Below are 16,213 nucleotides of genomic sequence, written 5' to 3'. Positions count from 1 at the left end.
GGCGGTACGTGGAACGACGGGACGCCGGTCCATCTGTGGACCTGCCACACCGGACCCAACCAGAAATGGACCCTGCCCTGATGCCCGCCGAGGCCCGCCGGGACAGGGGGAACCCCCTGCCGTGACGGCCTCATGACCGAAGGTGACGGGGATGCGCGCACGACCTGACCGGAACGTCACCTCCGGTTAGGGTGGATGCAGCACCTCGGGCCGACGCCCGCATCCCCATCGCCTTCGTCCTCCCACGGCGCCGCGGCCCGGCCCGCACCCCCAGGGAGAGAGCATGAGCACGCAGTTCGAGGTCGTCGTCGACATCGACCGGCCCATCGAGAACGTATTCGCCTACCTCGCCGACGGCCGCCACGACCCGGAGTTCAGCCCCCGGGTGCTGGAGATCGAGAAGACACCCGACGGCGTCACCCACGTGGGCACCGTCTTCCACAGCACGGTCAAGGACGCCGGAATGCGATCACGGCGTGACTTCGAGATCAGCGAGCTGTCCGCGCCTCACCGCATCCGCTGGCACGAGGTGTCGCACAACGCCGTCACCGCCGGCGAAGGCGGCTACGACCTCGAACCCACCGCCGACGGCGGCACCCGGGTACGCCTCTTCAACGTCCTCGAAGGACACGGCCTGGGCAAGGCGCTGCTTCCCCTCGCGGGCAGCGCGGCACGCAAGGACGCACCTGCCTTCGGCCGGCGTATCAAGACCGCCGTCGAAGCCTCGACATGACCTGACGGGCCGTCGATGAACCCCCTCGCGCGGGGTATGCGGGGTGGACACAGGTGAGTTGTCCATTCCCGAGGGGGTACGCGTCGTGGGCGCCATCAAGCGCTGGCTCGACCGCAGTCTGACCGCACAAGCCGTCCTGGTCCTCGTCGTGGGTGTGGGCGTCACGGCGCTGTTCCGCAGGGACGAACACCCGGCCCTCTGGCTGATCCAGGGCGTGCTCTACGCCGCCGTCGCCGTCACGTTCCTGGCCCTGCAGCGCCGTCGCCTCGGTCGCGCGGTGGGGGCCGACCCCGGAGAGATCGCCCGCCTCCACCGGGGGGTGCGGCACCGTGAGGTGCCCCGTGAACCCGAGAGGCGGGAGGCGATGCGCCGGCTGGTCGACGTGCAGCTGCGGCAGATGGAAGGGGCACGCCGGTGGATGCCCTACTGGTTCGCGGCCATGGGATTCATCGCGGTGGCCGTGATCGTTCTCGGTGCCGTGGGCGGGACACTGGTCCTTCCGGCGGTCACCGCGGTCGGTGTGATCGCGCTCTGTGCCTGGGTCCTGTGGATGCGCAGGCGCTCGCTGGACCGCCTTCACCACATGCGGTCGGCTCTGGCGCGCGGGGGCGAGCAGGCGCAGGCGTGAGACGCGGGCCGCCGGCCGGGCATGGCGCGGGCGGTCCGCGGCGGGGACGCGTGCCCCCGCGAGAACGGGGAACGAGGTGCCACACGAACGTGCCGGTACGGCACCCCGACTTCACCAGGAGGCCCCCATGATGGTCGTCGGCATCATCGCTGTCTGCGTGGTCATCGCTGTCCTCGCCTTCCTCCTCCCGCGGTTCTCGCGGCACCCGCAGAACGGAACGCAGCGCACCCTCGGCGCCGGCTCCCGGGCCGGCTCCAAGGCCCCGGGCCCGCTGGGCCGCCTGTTCAGCAAGCCCTTCCGGTCCAGCTCGCGGGCGGTCTCCCGCAGCGGCTCCGCCGGCCGGCGGGCGCGCGGCAAGCTGCCGTTCTGACCACGCGCGCGGGTGCGCCGACCGTCCCGCGGGCCCGCGGAAACATGTCGGCCCGGCCGCGGGTGGTGCGGGACAATGACGCCGTGACGTCTCTCCACACCAACCCGCTCTTCGACCGGCTCGCCGACTCCGGACGCGTCCTGGTGGCGGGCGCCGGCGGTGGCTTCGACATCTACTCCGGCCTGCCGCTGGCGCTCTCCCTCCTCCACCAGGGCAAGGAGGTGTATCTGGCGAACCTGTCCTTCAGCGCGCTGGCCGGTCTGCCCGCCGAGGACTGGGCCGCCGACGATCTGGCCGTCATCACCCCCGGATCCGCCCCGCACCAGAGCTACTTCCCCGAGCGGACCCTCGCCCAGTGGCTGCGACGGCTCGACTACCCGGCGACCGTGTACGCCTTCCCGCAGACCGGCGTACGCCCGTTGCGCGCGGCGTACCGGGCACTGATCGAGCTGCACGCCATCGACGCCGTGGTCCTCGTCGACGGCGGCACGGACATCCTGCTGCGCGGCGACGAAGCCGGCCTCGGCACACCGGAGGAGGACCTCACCAGTGTGGCGGCCCTTGCGGCGCTGGACGACGTACCCCACCGTCTCGTGGTGTCGGTCGGGTTCGGAGTCGACGCCCACCACGGCGTCAATCACGTACAGGTACTGGAGAACATCGCCGCCCTGGAACGCGACGGCGCCTACCTCGGCGCGTTCTCGATATCACGGGCCACCCGCGAAGGGGCGCTGTACCTGGACGCCGTGGCACACGCACAGCAGCACACCCCCGACCGTCCCAGCATCGTGAACGGCTCCGTCGCGGCAGCCGTACGCGGCTCGTTCGGCGACGTCCGGTTCACCGACCGCACCCGCGGCAGCGAGTTGTTCGTCAACCCCCTGATGTCCCTGTACTTCGCATTCGACCTGCCGGGTGTGGCCGCCCGGTGCCTCTACCTGGACCGCATCGAGGACACCCACCTGATGCGTCAAGTCCACTCCCGCATCGCGGAGTTCCGCGAGGACACCGTGACCAGGCCACCGCGCACCTTCCCCCACTAGCGACCACCCGGGGCGTGGTGGGGCTGGATGCACCCCCGACCGGCCCGCTGGCACCATCGTGCGGCGCGGGGCTTCTTCCTACGTTGGGAGCACACGGGACCGACCGTGTGCCACCGACCTGCAAGGAGCCGGACGACCATGGCACCAGTGACCACATTCCGCCCCCGCGCCCCGATCGGCCACCGCGTCGTGACCACCGCCCTGGTCACCGCACTCGCCGGCCTCGGTCTGATGACACCGGCGGCGGCCGGCGCGACCGCGGCCGAGCCGGCCACCGACACCTTGCGCCTGCGGACGGACGCCATCCAGCGGACGGGCGCCGTGGGGGTGCTCGCCCGGTCGACCGGCCCGCAGGGAACCCGCCACGCCACCGCGGGAGTCTCCGACCGGAGGACGGGCCGCACGGCGCACCCCGACGACAAGTTCCGGATCGCCAGTACCACGAAGACCTTCGTGTCCACGGTCGCGCTCCAACTGGTGGGTGAGGGACGCCTGTCACTGGACGACACGGTCGAGGACCTGCTGCCGGGAGTGGTGTCCGGCAACGGCAACGACGGCAGCCGCATCACGGTCCGGCAGCTGCTGAACCACACCAGCGGCCTGTTCAACTACACCGCGGACTTCCCCGTGCTCTCCGACGCCGCGGCGTTCCGCGCGGGACGCTTCGACACCTGGACGGACACCCAGCTCGTCGCCATAGCGATGCGGCACGCGCCGGAATTCGACCCCGGCACGAAGTGGGAGTACTCCAACACCAACTACACCCTCGCCGGAATGATCATCGAGAGGACGACCGGGCGCAGTTGGCAGAGCGAGGTGACACGCCGCATCATCCACCCCCTGGGACTGCGAGACACCCACGCGCCCGTCACCCACCCCGCCATTCCGGGCCGGCACATGAGGGGCTACTCGGCCTTCGGCGGAGACTCACCCATCGACGTCACCCTGTTCAACCCGAGCGGTGCCGGCGCGGCCGGCGGCATGATCAGTACCACCGCCGACCTGACCAGGTTCTACTCGGCGCTGATGAAGGGCAAGCTGCTGCGCCCCGCACAACTGGCCGAGATGAAGACCACCGTACGGGCCGAGGAACTGGACGACCTGTGGCCCGGAGCGCGCTACGGGCTCGGCCTCCTGCGGGTCGATCTCACCTGTGGAGGCGGCTACTACGGCCATGCCGGGGACATCCCCGGCTACATGACCCGCAACGGGGTCAGCGGGGACGGCCGGCACGTGGTCGTCGTCGAGGCGACCGGCGACGGCTCCGCACCGGACCTGGACACCATGCAGGCCGCGAACACCCTGATCGACGAGCAACTGTGCGCCACCGGGCGCAAGTAGCCCTCTCCCTCCCGCAGCGGTCGCCCGAGGACCGCTGCGGGACACGGTGCACGAGTCCCGCCGGCGGTGGGCAGAGTGGGCCGGACGGACGGACCTCCCCTCCCGGGAGGCCGGGACCACCGCCGGCGGAACGTTCGGTGCCATCCGGTGAACGGCCGGCGAAAACCCCTCCCGCGGGGTTCTGCCGCGGGGCGGACGCCCGTAGCGTCCCCGGCATGCCTGACGTATCCCGCCGTACGGTCCTCGGCACCCTCACCGGTGGGGCCGCGTTCTCCCTCCTGCCCCCGTCCCTGCACGAGGCGATGGCCGCGCCGATGCCGCGCGGCGGCCTGCGCGCCGTGGAGCACGTGATCGTCCTGATGCAGGAGAACCGCTCCTTCGACCACTATTTCGGAACGCTGAGAGGTGTGCGCGGATTCGGCGACCGCACGCCGCTTCGTCTCCCCTCGGGAGCCGGCGTCTTCGAGCAGCCGCGGCCCGGCGGCGGCGCGGTACTGCCGTTCTCGGCGCGTCGTGCGGCGCTGGACGCGGGCCGCCCGGAGAGCGACATCCAGTACCTCGGCGCGCTCGCGCACGGCTTCGACGACGCCAACCAAGCCCGGGCGGACGGCTGGTGGAACGCGTGGGTGGCCGCCAAGACACAGAGCACCATGGCCTTCTACGACCGCGCGGACATCCCGCTCCAGTACGAACTGGCCGACCGCTTCACCCTCTGCGACTCCTACTTCTGCTCGGTGTACGGCTCGACCAACCCCAACCGCAACTACCTGTGGACCGGCACCACCGGCCACGAGCCGGACGGGGGAGGGCGGGCCGTCACCAACGCCGCCTACGCCCACGACCACGCCGGCTACACCTGGACGACCTACCCCGAACGACTGGAGACCGCCGGCGTGTCCTGGCAGATCTACCAGGAGTGGGACAACTTCACCGACAACGCGGTGGAGTACTTCCGGCCGTGGAAGGAGATCGGCCGCAAGATCCTCGCGCATGTCACCGCCCCGTACGCCACCACCGAGCAGTTCTACGACAGTCTGCTGCGCAAGTCTCCCGAGCGGCGCACGACCGAACTGGCCGAGTTCCAGAAGGGCGTCGACGCGCTGACCGACGCCGAACGGCGGCTCTTCCTGCGCGGCGCCCACCGCTCCGCGCCCGACTCCCTGGTCCGCCGGATCCGGTCCGACATCGACGACGGGACCCTGCCGCAGGTCAGTTGGATCGTCCCGACGGCGGCACTGTCCGAACATCCCGGCAGTTCCACCCCGGCCGGCAGCGCCCGCCTGGTCCACGACCTCCTCGACGCCGTCGCCAGTGACCCCGGGACCTGGTCGAAGACGGTCCTCCTCATCAACTTCGACGAGAACGACGGCTACTTCGACCACGTGCCGGCACCGGTCGCGCCGCGACCGGCCTCCGGCAACGACGACGACTGGTACGACGGCCGGCCGGTCGGTCCCGGCCCGCGCGTGCCGATGACGATCGTGTCGCCCTGGACGGTGGGCGGTTTCGTCAGCTCCCAGGCGTTCGACCACACGTCGGTCATCCGGTTCCTGGAGCGGTGGACCGGTGTCCGGGAGCCCAACATCAGCGCCTGGCGCCGCAGCGTGTTCGGCGACCTGACCACGGCCTTCGACTTCCACCGGAGTCACCGGCAGCCCGAGGTCGAGCGGCCCGGCCCGGTACCGGCGCCGGTGCGCCGCTGGAACCCCGTACCGCCCGAGGACCAGGCGCTGCCCGGCCAGGAGCCCGGCACGCGGCGCACCCGCCCGTCCCCGTACCGGCCGGCCCTGCGTTCCGACGCCACCCGGACCGGTGTCCGCCTCCGGCTCGCGAACGACGGATCCACCGGCGCTTGCTTCACCGCCTGCCCGGGAGACGGGACCGCCCCGCACACCTGGACCGTCCCCGCGCACGGAAGAACCGCCCACACGGTCGGGCACGGCGACGACGGATACGACCTCCAGGTGCACGGACCCGGCTGGTCCCTGTGGGAGCTGCGCGGCACCGGCGTCGGCGCCGAGGCGTACCTGGCGGGTCGCCCGGCCGCCGGCCGGCTGCGGATCGTGTGCTCCAACCCGTCCTCCACCACCCGGAGGCTCCTCGTCGGCGAGTCGGTGCAGTCCGGCGGGCCCGGCGACCGCGTCCACACCGTCACCCTCCGGCCCGGAACGTCCCGTACCGTGCGTCTGCGCCCGGCACGCCACGGCTGGTACGACATCGCGGTCGTCGACCGGGACGACCCGCTGTTCCTGCGCCGCATGACCGGCCGCACGCCCCACGACCGTCCCGGTGTCACCGATCCCGCGACCGGCACACCCCCGGCGCTGACCGCCACCCTCACCACACCGGGCACGCCGTTCACCCAGGGCAGCCCGGCCGATGTCGTCGTCACGCTGCGGAACCACACCGGCAGCCGGTTCGAAGACCTCTCCGCCGCGCTGTCCGCCCCGTCCGGCTGGACGGTCGAACGGACCGGCACCGTCCCCTCGGCGCTCGCGGCCGGTGCGTCGGCCGACGTGCGCCTCACGGTCGCCCCGTCCCGCGACGCCACCGCGGGCCGGCTGGTCGCCGTGGCGCACGCCCGGGGCGCCGGACTGCTCAGGCTCGCCGACGCGCGCCTACTCACCCGGGTCGCCCCCGCCTGACCGTCACATCCGCGGGCCCGGGGACCGTCCCTCAGGCGGGCCGGCGGGCGTCGAAGGGGTGAGCACCCGCTCCGGACGCCCTTGTCCCGCCAGCCGTCCTTCGCGGAGCACGAGGCAGAAGTCGGCCGAGCGGGCGGCCTGAAGGTCGTGCGTGGCGTGCACGACGGTCACGCCGTCGGCGACCAGAGCGGCCAGCAGTGCCGCCATGCGCTCCCTGGCTCCGGGGTCCAGGCCCGTGGTCGGCTCGTCGAGCAGGAGCAGGTCCGACTCCTGGGCGAGTCCCTGGGCGATGAGAACCCGCTGCCGCTGCCCGCCCGACAGTTCGCCCAGCTGACGCGCGGCGAGGCCGGTGATGCCCAGGCGCTCCATGACCGTGTCCGCCACGGCGCGGTCCCGCCCGGTCAGCCGGCGCCAAGGGCCGCGGTCGCTCCAGCGCCCCATCTCCACCGTCTGCCGCACCGTCAGCGGCAGCGCGTCGCCGACCGCGCCGTGCTGCGGCACGAACGCCGGTGGCCGGCCGCTGCTCCGCCGCAGCTCTCCTGCCGTGGGCCGGATCACGCCGGCCAGAACACCGAGCAGGGTCGACTTCCCGCTGCCGTTCGGCCCGACGAGCGCGGTGACCGCCGACGCCGGCAGATCGAAGTCGAGTTGACGGAGAACGGGCGGGCCGTCGTATCCCGCGGACAGCCCGGCCGCCCGGACGCCGGCCATCGGGTCGCCGGGGGCGGCGGGGGAGGGGCGAGGTTTATTGAACATGATTGTCATTGTAGTGTGTGCCCATGGAGTGGCTGACAGCCCCTTTCGAGGCGGCCTTCGTACAACGCGCCCTGTGGGGCGGGATGCTGGTGTCCGCGATCTGTGCCCTGGCGGGCACCTGGGTCGTGCTCAGAGGGATGGCGTTCCTCGGTGACGCCATGTCCCACGGACTGCTGCCCGGGGTGGCCCTGGCCGCGCTGCTCGGCGGCAACCTGCTGGCCGGGGCGCTGCTGAGCGCGGCCGTCGTCACCGCCGGAGTCACCGTGCTCGGCCGCGCTCCGCGACTGTCCCAGGACACCGCCATCGGTCTGCTGTTCGTGGGCATGCTGTCGCTCGGCGTCGTCGTCGTCTCCCGCTCGCAGTCCTTCGCGGTCGACCTGACCGGCTTCCTCTTCGGCGACGTCCTGGCCGTCCGCGAGAGGGATCTGACACTGCTGGGCGCCGCGCTGGCACTCGCCCTGACCGTCTCGGCACTCGGCCACCGCGCCTTCACGGCCCTGGCGTTCGACACGCGCAAGGCCCACACGCTGGGCCTGCGCCCTCGCCTCGCCCACGCCGTCCTGCTCGGGCTGCTGGCGCTGGCCATCGTGGCGTCCTTCCACATCGTGGGCACGCTGCTGGTGCTCGGACTCCTCATCGCCCCGCCGGCGGCCGCGCTGCCGTGGGCACGGAGCGTGCGCGGAGTGATGGCGCTGGCCGCGCTGCTCGGCGTGACCGCCACGTTCTCCGGCCTGCTCCTGTCGTGGCACCTCGGCACGGCCGCCGGAGCCACCGTCTCCGCCCTGGCCGTGTGCCTGTTCTTCCTCTCCCACCTGGCATCCGGCCTCCGCCACCGCCACGCACGCCCGTCCGGCGCCCGTCCGGCGACGACCGACTGAGAAAGACCCGAGGGGATGTCCTTGTCCGTCCGAAAGAACCCCACCGCCACAACCCCGGCCGTGCTCGCGGCCCTTGCCCTGCTCGCCGCCGCCGGATGCTCGGCGACCGACGACGACCCGCCCACCCCGGCCACGACGTCCGCCACGCCGCACGGCTATGTCGAAGGAGCACAGGAGTCCGCCGAGCAGCAGTCCCGCCTGCTGCTCCACGACCCCGCGACCGGAGCGACCCGGGTACTGGACCTGATCACCGGAAAGACGCACCCGGCATCCCCGGCCGCGGGCGCCGCGCGACTCACCACGGACGGCCGGTTCGGCTACTTCCACACCGCCGCCGGCATCCGCGTTCTCGACGGCGGCGCCTGGGCGGTGGACCACGGCGACCACGTGCACTACTACCGTGCCGCGATACGCGACGTCGGCCGCATACCCGCCGGCACCGGTGCGCGGGTCCGCAGCGACACCACGGTGACCGCGGTGACGGGCGGGGACGGCCGGGCCGTCCTCCACCACCGTGCCGAACTGGAGAAGGGCCGCGTCGGCTCCCCCCGCACCCTTCCCGGGACGTACGCCGCACCGGTGGTGCCGTACGCGGAGCACCTGCTGACCCTCACCGGCGACGGGACGGGCGCCCCGGAACTCGCCGTCCTCGACCGTGCGGGCGGGCGCTCCGCGTCCCCCCGCGCCACCTGCGAGGACCCGGCGGGAGACGCGGTCACCCGGCGCGGTGTCGTCTTCGGCTGCGCCGACGGTGCCCTGCTGGTCAGCGAGGACGACGGCCAGTTCACCGCCGAGCGGATCCCCTACGACAGCGACGTGCCCCCACGCCAGCGGGCCGTGTCCTTCCGCCACCGCGCGGGGAGCGACACCCTCACCGCACCGGCCGGGGACCGGGCCGTGTGGGTACTGGACGTCACGGAACGCACCTGGACCCGGGTGGAGACCGGCCCCGTGATCGCCGCCAACACCGCCGGCGAGGGTGCGCCGCTGCTCGTCCTGCAGGCCGACGGCACCCTGCACGGCTACGACGTCGCCACCGGCGGGCGGACCGCCCGCACCGAACGGCTCCTGGCCCCGCGGCAAGCGACGGACGACGGCGCGGGCGGACCCCGGATCGAGGTCGACCGAAGCCGTGCCTACCTCAACGACCCCGCCGGCAGACGCGTGTACGAGATCGACTACAACGACGGCCTGCGCGTCGCCCGCACCTTCGACCTGGACGTGGAACCGCGGATGATGGTGGAGACCGGACGATGACGACACCGAAGCGAACCGTCCTGCGCCTGCGCCGCCTGCTGTGGGCCCTGATCACCCTCGCCTGCGCCGCAACGGCCACCGCCTGCACGAGCGGCGACGACCGGCCCGACGTCGTGGTGACGACCAATATCCTCGGCGACGTCACCCGGGAGATCGTCGGAGACGAGGCCGACGTCACCGTGCTGATGAAGCCCGGCGCCGACCCCCACTCCTTCGGTCTGTCGGCCGTCCAGGCCGCCGAACTCGAGAACGCCGACCTGGTGGTCTTCAACGGACTGGGCCTGGAGGAGAACGTCCTGCGGCACGTGGAGGCGGCCGGCGAGGCCGGTGTCGCCACCCTCGAGGTCGGCAAGGCCGTCGACCCCCTCACCTTCCGGGCTCCGGCCGACGGAGGTCCCCGGGAGGACGGGCAACCGGACCCGCACTTCTGGACCGACCCGGACCGCATGCGCACGGCGGCCGGCCTCATCGCCGACGCGGTGGCCGAGAACGTCGACGGCGCGGACGACAAGACCGTCCGCCGCAACGCCGCACGCTACGACGGGCAACTCGCGGCCCTGACCGTGTGGATGGGGAAAACCTTCGACCGCATACCCGAGGACAGGCGCGCCCTGGTCACCAACCACCACGTCTTCGGCTACCTCGCCGACCGCTTCGGCTTCCGCGTGATCGGAGCCGTCGTCCCCAGCGGCACCACCCTGGCCTCCCCCAGCTCCTCCGACCTGCGCTCACTCACCGAAGCCATGCGCGAGGCCCGGGCGCGCACGGTGTTCGCCGACTCCTCCCGGCCCACCCGGCTGGCCGACGTCCTGCGCGACGAACTCGCGGGCCCGGTCGAGGTCGTCCCGCTGTACTCGGAGTCCCTCACCGCGCGGGGCGGGGGCGCCGACACCTACCTGCGGATGATGCGCGCCAACACCGCCGCCATCACCGACGGCCTCACCACTCACTGAACCCACACCCGCGCCGACACCGGCACGACCGGACCGGCGTCCCACCGACCCACGAACACCAGCACACGTACGCCCGAAAGGATCACACACAGTGAACAATCCGATACGCGGCCGGGTAGTCAGCGCCACGGCCCTCACCCTGGCGGTGGCCGCCGTCCTGACCGCCTGCGGGGCGGGAGACAACGACTCCACCGACGCGAGGACGACGAAGGACACCCCGCGCGCCACACCCGCCGGCCAGGTCCACGACCCGCTGGTCGCCACCTTCGACGGCGGCCTGTACATCCTGGACGGTGACACCCTCGAACTCGCCGCGACCATCGAGCTGCCGGGATTCAACCGCGTCAACCCCGCCGGGGACGACGACCACGTCATCGTCTCCACCAGCAGCGGCTTCCGGGTCCTCGACGCCACTGGGCAGTCCCTCACCGACATCACCTACCCGGGCGCCAAGCCCGGCCACGTCGTCCGCCACGCCGGAAAGACGGCCCTCTTCACCGACGGCACCGGCGAAGTCAACGTCCTCGACCCCGCGGACCTGAGCGGCGGCACCAAGCCCGCGGGCCGCACCTACACCTCCGCCGAAGCACACCACGGCGTCGCCATCGAACTCGGCAACGGTGAACTCCTCACCACCCTGGGCACCGAGACGAAGCGCACCGGCGCACTCGTCGTGGACAAGGACGACAAGGAGATCGCCCGCAACGAGGACTGCCCCGGCGTCCACGGGGAAGCCGCCGCCCGGGACGAGGCGGTCGCCGTCGGCTGCGAGGACGGCGTCCTCCTCTACAAGGACGGCGAGTTCACCAAGATCGACGCGCCCGACGACTACGGCCGCATCGGCAACCAGGCGGGCAGCGACGCCTCCCCGGTCCTCCTGGGCGACTACAAGAGCGATCCGGACGCCGAACTGGAACGCCCGACCCGCATCTCCCTCATCGACACCGGGACGGCGAAGCTGCGCCTGGTCGACCTGGGCACCAGCTACTCCTTCCGCTCCCTCGGACGCGGACCGCACGGCGAGGCACTCGTCCTCGGCACCGACGGAGCCCTCCAGGTCATCGACCCGGCAACGGGCAAGGTCCAGAAGCGGATCAGCGTCGTCGACGCGTGGCAGGAGCCCCTCGACTGGCAGCAGCCCCGGCCCACCCTCTTCGTCCGCGACCACACCGCGTACGTCTCCGAACCGGGCAAGCGGAAGCTGCACGCCGTCGACATCGAGTCCGGTGAGAAGACCGCCTCGGTGACCCTGCCCGAGAGCACCAACGAACTCTCGGGAGTCGACTCCGGCCACTGACATCCGGCCGACCTCCCGCCCTGTCCAGCCCACCACCCGGCCGAACCCGCACCCGCACGGCCGGGAGGGGGTTGGATGGCTCCGGTCACGGAACGGGCAGCTCCAACCACTCGTCCCAGGAGATGTCCCGGCCGATGAAGCGCGGCCGCTCGAAGGGCCATTCCCCGGCGATCCACCGCGGTACGAACGCGTCCAGAGCCCGTTCGAGCCCGCCGCCGACCTCCTCGTCCACCACCCACCACGAGATCTCGGCGTCGGCGCCTTGCTTCTCCGGAGGGTCGATGTAGACACACCCGCGCAGGGCTGTCCCGTCCGCGGTCTCGATCGTGTAGTTGAACGATTCGTGCGCCTCGATCTCCGCCGCGTGCCGCTCCAGATCGGCGAGGTTCGCCTCGTACGACATCGTGGCCGGCGGCCAGGCCCACGCGGGGCCGAAGATCGACCACAGCCGCTCCCGCGAACCCATCACCGCCGGATAGTCCAACGGCGCGTCCGCACCGCTGATCGGCCGCAGCCGGTGACCTCCACCGCCGGGAATCACGACGTGAAGCGGATGAACGAAATCAGGGGGCAGCCAGGTCATGGACGCGAGCCAACCACGCCGCAGGAACGCCGCGCAAAGGAATATGCGCCTCTGGCACACGCCCGCCGAGGACGATGTGTCACCCGGCGCCGTGGCCCCCGCGGGCGTCGCTCACCGTGCCCTGCCCGGACGGCGCGGGAGGCAGGGGCGGCAGTCCCGCGGAGAGACCCGGCAGCAGGACGGGCTCCAGCCGGAGACGTTCCTGCCTGGCCAGGTAGCGTTCCAGTTCCACCGGCCGGTACTCCGCGTCCCGGTCGTAGCGCTCCTTGGCCGGTACGGCCAGGAACTCGTTGCCGTCCACCGCTTCCCCGAGCGGCCGGTGAAGGGGGTCGGCCAGCCGGTACATGCCCGTCCGCGAGTCGTGCAGGACACCAGCGGCGTCCGGCCGTACGCGGAAGTCCCCGCTCTCCTGGGGCCTCATCACCCCCGGCCCTTCCGTGCTCAGCACGTCCCCGTCGAACTCCAGCCCGTGCCTGCGGGCTTGGTCGACCATCCACAGCAGGGCGATGTCCGACAACCCCGTTTCCTGGTAACCACCACCGACATCGCAGTGCACACCGGCGAACCACACCTGCTTCAACTCCTGGCCCCGCTCGGCGGAACCGGGCTGCTGATGCCACAGGGCCGGCGGGAACGCCGAGCGCTGCTCGTCGACGGCCAGTGCGTGGAAGGCGGCTCCGACCCAGCTGCTCAGATCGGTGTCGTGGAACGCCCACCGACGGTTGAACCGGTCGATGGCCGGACGCAGCCACGCCGCATCGGGCACCGGGATGCCCAGGGCGCCCACCGTGTCCCACACCCCGATGAAGGCGATCTCCGTCTCCCGGGCGTACGAGCGGCGGAACAACGTGGCCGCCGCGCCACTGGGTTGCTCGATCCGGTCCCGGTACAGGGACCAGGCCTCCGGGATCCGGTCGGCGTGGTCCCGGCGCAGGATGCCACTGTTGCGCACCAGCCCCGCCAGACTGCGGGCGGTGAACGCACCGCGGCTGAAGCCGAAGAGGAACAGCTCGTCGTCGGGCTCGTACGTCTCCACGAGGAACCGGTAGGCGTCCACCACGTTCCGGGACAGGCCCATCCCGAAGGCCCCGCCACGCAGCCGTTCGCCCTGACGGGTACCGACGCCACTGTGGTAGTGGACGCGCTGCTCCTTCCCGCCGGCGACCCCCGGGCGCACGGACAGAGCCACCTTGGCGACGTTGGTCTTGCTCGGCTGATCCGCGAAGTTCCATGTGCCGTCGCAGCAGACGACCAGACGCTTGGCCATGACCATCCCTCCAGGCGAGAGCGGGAAGCGGCCCACAGCAGCACTTCCAGCGTCCCACCGCCCGGCGGAGCACGCCACGGGACGGGGCCGCACGGCGCAACTCGGGACCTTTCACGGCGGTCATCGCGGGTACCCGACGCCGTGCACACGCACCGCGAGCCGGCCCGGCCGTCGTGGCCGGCCCCACGAAGAACGGACCAGGAGGGATCGATGAGCACGGTCAAGGACACGGTCGACGTGGACGTCCCGCTCCGCAGGGCGTACGACCAGTGGACGCAGTTCGAGGACTTCCCGCGCTTCATGGAGGGCGTCGAGGAGGTCCGGCAGCTCGACGAGCGGCACAACCACTGGGTCACCAGCATCGGTGGGGTACGGCGTGAGTTCGACACCGAGATCGTCGACCAGCTCGTGGACGACCGGATCACCTGGCGGACCATCGACGGCGAGACCCGGCAGCGCGGCTCGGTGAGGTTCGAACCGCTGGACGACACGCACACCCGCGTGGAACTCACGATGGAGGTCGAGCCGACCGGCGTCGCCGAGAAGGGCGCGGACGCCCTCGGCCTGATCAACCGACGGGTCAAGGGAGACCTGGGCCGCTTCAAGGAGTACGTGGAGGGCAGCGGCACCACCGGCGGCTGGCGGGGACGTATCCGTCCGGAGAACCCGGGAGCCGCGCACTGAGACCCCGCCGGCCACATGGCCGTCGCGAACCGGCCGGCTCCACGCGTCAACGGAGCCGGCCGGTGCACGCGTTCACCGAGGAGTCACGTTCTCGTGGCCCGTAGAAGCAGCAACCGCATGCCGATCCGGACGCGGCGCGCATAGCCTCTTGCCATGCCCAGCTTCGAGATCACACCGATTGGTACGGTCCGGAACGACAGAACGGACGTCCAGCACACGGACAACTGGGGCGCCGTCCGCAGCACCATCACCGTCGACGAGCGTTTCGGGGACGCCTGCCTCCAGGGACTGGAAGGCTTCTCCCACGTGGAAGTCCTCTTCGTCTTCGACCAGTTCCCGGAACAGGACGACTACCGCGAACCCCGCCCGTACCGCGGTCGCTCCGACCTCCCGCCCGTCGGCGTCTTCGCCGGCCGCGGCCCCCGCAGACCCAACCGCATCGGTGTCACCTCCTGCGCCATCGAAGCCGTCCACGGCCGCGAACTGACGGTGCGTGGCCTCGACGCGGTCTCGGGCACGCCGGTCATCGACCTGAAGCCGGCGATGAGGGAGTTCCACCCGGAGGACGTCAAGCAGCCCGAATGGGTCAGCCACCTGATGTCGGAGTACTTCCGACCGTAGGAAAGGCCACCCCCTTGTACCGGTCCCGGTCCGCGCCATACTTCACGAGTGACTGATCCCATCGGGCCCGTGATCCTCTTCGATGCCGACCACCACATGTACGTCCTCCGGGACCGGGGTTCCGCCGAGGAGTGGTGGGAGATGCCCGACGACTGCGTCTGCGGGTTCGACGCTCTGGCCAGACCCCTGCGGATGGCGGGTGAACCGCACCAGGTCACCCTTGAGCTCACGGGGGACGAACCGGCCGAGGCGGACCTGCGCCGTCTTGTCGCCGGCCACTACCGGCGATTCCTGCGCGGGCAGGCGCCGCCCCGATCCTCCGACCTGTCAGTCTTCGTGGCGGTATTGCCGGTCGAGGGTTCGTAGCGCGCGTCTGCTTCGTGGGGCCCCGGTCGGGTTCACCGGCCCGGCTCCCGTTCGCCCGGTTTCTCGTAATTGTCCCTCGTCTGGTGTAGGGAGGCGGCTTCCGGCATGGTGTCGCCCGCCTCCGTGTCGTAACAGTGTTTCCATGACTTGCAGCGAAAGCACTCATACGAACACCGGGTGCGAGGCGCCCGGTAGTCGGGTCCGTACCGCCCTGGTGGTCCTGTTCACCGTGGCGGCTCTCGGTACGGGCTCACAGGCGGTGGCTGCGCAGCCGTCCGGCCCGAAAACCGACTGGGACGCCATCGCCGCGTGTGAATCCAGCGGCAACTGGCAGGCGAACACCGGTAACGGTCACTACGGCGGCCTGCAGTTCACCCAGTCGAGCTGGAAGGCGGCCGGCGGGCTGAAGTACGCCCCGCGCGCCGACCTGGCCACCCGGGCGGAGCAGATCGCCGTGGCCGAACGCCTGGCCGACCTCCAGGGCATGTCGGCCTGGACCTGCGCCTGAGCCCGCGGCGCGGGTCCCCTGATCCTCGCGGGGAGCGGCGGTACCGGTCGCCGCCGCACCGACGCCGGCGGCGCGCACGCCGCGACGCCGGCGCCGGCCCACGAGCACCGGCCTTGTCAGGGTCATTCAAATGGTGCACCCCCCTCTCACCTCCGCACTACCGCATCCGAGGTCACCCGCCGGCACCGGCCGACAGGTCGCAGAATCCGGGGGGTGCCTCTATGTCCTTCGTCAAGCGAGTCGGGGGCTCCTCGGCTCGTAGAAGGTGCCGTCGCGGAGCATG

At 71.7% G+C, this 16,213-nt stretch carries 18 protein-coding genes; 15 read left to right on the top strand and 3 right to left on the bottom strand.

Annotated features, from left to right (window positions below; translation table 11 throughout):
• From IE172_RS35550 to IE172_RS33905, 7 genes are all read left to right on the top strand, one after another.
• Nucleotides 1-81: RICIN domain-containing protein (locus tag IE172_RS35550; RefSeq protein ID WP_390622734.1), on the top strand; the 81-nt coding region annotated here is incomplete at its 5' end.
• Nucleotides 82-283: 202 nt separating this feature from the next.
• Entirely contained in the window at nt 284-733 is a 450-nt protein-coding gene (locus tag IE172_RS33930; protein ID WP_190101218.1) for an SRPBCC family protein, read from the top strand.
• Between the two features lie 58 nt (nt 734-791).
• Entirely contained in the window at nt 792-1,361 is a 570-nt protein-coding gene (locus IE172_RS33925) for a hypothetical protein (RefSeq protein WP_229886740.1), read from the top strand.
• A 127-nt stretch (nt 1,362-1,488) separates the two neighbouring features.
• Nucleotides 1,489-1,731, top strand: a complete 243-nt coding sequence (locus IE172_RS33920) for a DUF6411 family protein (protein ID WP_190101217.1) — start codon at nt 1,489-1,491, stop codon at nt 1,729-1,731.
• A gap of 83 nt (nt 1,732-1,814) precedes the next feature.
• Nucleotides 1,815-2,774: a DUF1152 domain-containing protein gene (locus tag IE172_RS33915; protein WP_229886738.1), complete on the top strand. Its 960-nt coding sequence runs from the start codon at nt 1,815-1,817 to the stop codon at nt 2,772-2,774.
• Between the two features lie 138 nt (nt 2,775-2,912).
• Nucleotides 2,913-4,115 carry a serine hydrolase domain-containing protein gene (locus tag IE172_RS33910; RefSeq protein ID WP_190101215.1) on the top strand — a complete coding sequence of 401 codons (1,203 nt, stop codon included), beginning with the start codon at nt 2,913-2,915 and terminating at the stop codon, nt 4,113-4,115.
• Between the two features lie 215 nt (nt 4,116-4,330).
• Nucleotides 4,331-6,760: a phosphocholine-specific phospholipase C gene (locus tag IE172_RS33905; protein WP_190101214.1), complete on the top strand. Its 2,430-nt coding sequence runs from the start codon at nt 4,331-4,333 to the stop codon at nt 6,758-6,760.
• A 3-nt stretch (nt 6,761-6,763) separates the two neighbouring features.
• Here the strand turns inward: IE172_RS33905 and aztA are convergent, their stop codons facing one another.
• On the bottom strand, nt 6,764-7,525 hold the full coding sequence (aztA, locus tag IE172_RS33900; protein ID WP_190101213.1) for a zinc ABC transporter ATP-binding protein AztA: 762 nt from the start codon (nt 7,523-7,525) through the stop codon (nt 6,764-6,766).
• Nucleotides 7,526-7,539: 14 nt separating this feature from the next.
• Here aztA and aztB point away from each other — a divergent pair, with 14 nt between their 5' ends.
• From aztB to aztD, 4 genes are all read left to right on the top strand, one after another.
• A complete protein-coding gene (gene aztB, locus IE172_RS33895; protein ID WP_190101212.1) occupies nt 7,540-8,394 on the top strand; it encodes a zinc ABC transporter permease AztB in 855 nt (284 codons plus the stop codon).
• Nucleotides 8,395-8,409: 15 nt separating this feature from the next.
• Nucleotides 8,410-9,651: a hypothetical protein gene (locus IE172_RS33890; RefSeq protein WP_190101211.1), complete on the top strand. Its 1,242-nt coding sequence runs from the start codon at nt 8,410-8,412 to the stop codon at nt 9,649-9,651.
• Nucleotides 9,648-10,604, top strand: a complete 957-nt coding sequence (aztC, locus tag IE172_RS33885; protein ID WP_190101210.1) for a zinc ABC transporter substrate-binding protein AztC — start codon at nt 9,648-9,650, stop codon at nt 10,602-10,604. The genes IE172_RS33890 and aztC overlap by 4 nt, the downstream gene beginning before the upstream one ends.
• A gap of 91 nt (nt 10,605-10,695) precedes the next feature.
• Nucleotides 10,696-11,901 (top strand): zinc metallochaperone AztD, encoded by a 1,206-nt coding sequence (aztD, locus tag IE172_RS33880; RefSeq protein WP_190101209.1) that lies wholly within the window; start codon nt 10,696-10,698, stop codon nt 11,899-11,901.
• Between the two features lie 85 nt (nt 11,902-11,986).
• On the opposite strand, the gene IE172_RS33875 is transcribed toward aztD, so the two are convergent.
• Nucleotides 11,987-12,484, bottom strand: coding sequence for a GNAT family N-acetyltransferase (locus IE172_RS33875; protein WP_190101208.1), 498 nt, complete (start codon nt 12,482-12,484; stop codon nt 11,987-11,989).
• Between the two features lie 79 nt (nt 12,485-12,563).
• The gene (locus tag IE172_RS33870; RefSeq protein WP_190101207.1) at nt 12,564-13,751 is read right to left on the bottom strand and encodes a T6SS phospholipase effector Tle1-like catalytic domain-containing protein; all 1,188 of its coding nucleotides are present in this window, start codon (nt 13,749-13,751) and stop codon (nt 12,564-12,566) included.
• Nucleotides 13,752-13,961: 210 nt separating this feature from the next.
• Between IE172_RS33870 and IE172_RS33865 the strand changes: the two genes are divergently transcribed.
• From IE172_RS33865 to IE172_RS33850, 4 genes are all read left to right on the top strand, one after another.
• Nucleotides 13,962-14,435: an SRPBCC family protein gene (locus IE172_RS33865; RefSeq protein ID WP_190101206.1), complete on the top strand. Its 474-nt coding sequence runs from the start codon at nt 13,962-13,964 to the stop codon at nt 14,433-14,435.
• A 153-nt stretch (nt 14,436-14,588) separates the two neighbouring features.
• A complete protein-coding gene (locus IE172_RS33860) occupies nt 14,589-15,056 on the top strand; it encodes an SAM-dependent methyltransferase (RefSeq protein ID WP_190101205.1) in 468 nt (155 codons plus the stop codon).
• A gap of 48 nt (nt 15,057-15,104) precedes the next feature.
• A complete protein-coding gene (locus tag IE172_RS33855; RefSeq protein ID WP_190101204.1) occupies nt 15,105-15,422 on the top strand; it encodes a P-loop NTPase family protein in 318 nt (105 codons plus the stop codon).
• Nucleotides 15,423-15,564: 142 nt separating this feature from the next.
• Nucleotides 15,565-15,930: a transglycosylase family protein gene (locus IE172_RS33850; RefSeq protein ID WP_190101203.1), complete on the top strand. Its 366-nt coding sequence runs from the start codon at nt 15,565-15,567 to the stop codon at nt 15,928-15,930.
• The last annotated feature ends 283 nt before the right edge of the window (nt 15,931-16,213 follow it).

The organism is Streptomyces griseoflavus, assembly GCF_014649995.1.
Lineage (GTDB): Bacteria > Actinomycetota > Actinomycetes > Streptomycetales > Streptomycetaceae > Streptomyces > Streptomyces griseoflavus.
This window is presented reverse-complemented; position numbering and strand designations above follow the sequence as displayed.

Bases quoted from the DNA above. Each gene is read 5' to 3' on its own strand.
- IE172_RS33930 (WP_190101218.1), top strand. From the start codon at position 284: ATGAGCACGCAGTTCGAGGTCGTCGTCGACATCGACCGGCCCATCGAG.
- IE172_RS33920 (WP_190101217.1), top strand. From the start codon at position 1,489: ATGATGGTCGTCGGCATCATCGCTGTCTGCGTGGTCATCGCTGTCCTC.
- IE172_RS33910 (WP_190101215.1), top strand. From the start codon at position 2,913: ATGGCACCAGTGACCACATTCCGCCCCCGCGCCCCGATCGGCCACCGC.
- IE172_RS33905 (WP_190101214.1), top strand. From the start codon at position 4,331: ATGCCTGACGTATCCCGCCGTACGGTCCTCGGCACCCTCACCGGTGGG.
- aztA (WP_190101213.1), bottom strand. From the start codon at position 7,525: ATGACAATCATGTTCAATAAACCTCGCCCCTCCCCCGCCGCCCCCGGC.
- aztB (WP_190101212.1), top strand. From the start codon at position 7,540: ATGGAGTGGCTGACAGCCCCTTTCGAGGCGGCCTTCGTACAACGCGCC.
- IE172_RS33890 (WP_190101211.1), top strand. From the start codon at position 8,410: ATGTCCTTGTCCGTCCGAAAGAACCCCACCGCCACAACCCCGGCCGTG.
- aztC (WP_190101210.1), top strand. From the start codon at position 9,648: ATGACGACACCGAAGCGAACCGTCCTGCGCCTGCGCCGCCTGCTGTGG.
- IE172_RS33875 (WP_190101208.1), bottom strand. From the start codon at position 12,484: ATGACCTGGCTGCCCCCTGATTTCGTTCATCCGCTTCACGTCGTGATT.
- IE172_RS33870 (WP_190101207.1), bottom strand. From the start codon at position 13,751: ATGGCCAAGCGTCTGGTCGTCTGCTGCGACGGCACATGGAACTTCGCG.
- IE172_RS33865 (WP_190101206.1), top strand. From the start codon at position 13,962: ATGAGCACGGTCAAGGACACGGTCGACGTGGACGTCCCGCTCCGCAGG.
- IE172_RS33860 (WP_190101205.1), top strand. From the start codon at position 14,589: ATGCCCAGCTTCGAGATCACACCGATTGGTACGGTCCGGAACGACAGA.
- IE172_RS33850 (WP_190101203.1), top strand. From the start codon at position 15,565: ATGACTTGCAGCGAAAGCACTCATACGAACACCGGGTGCGAGGCGCCC.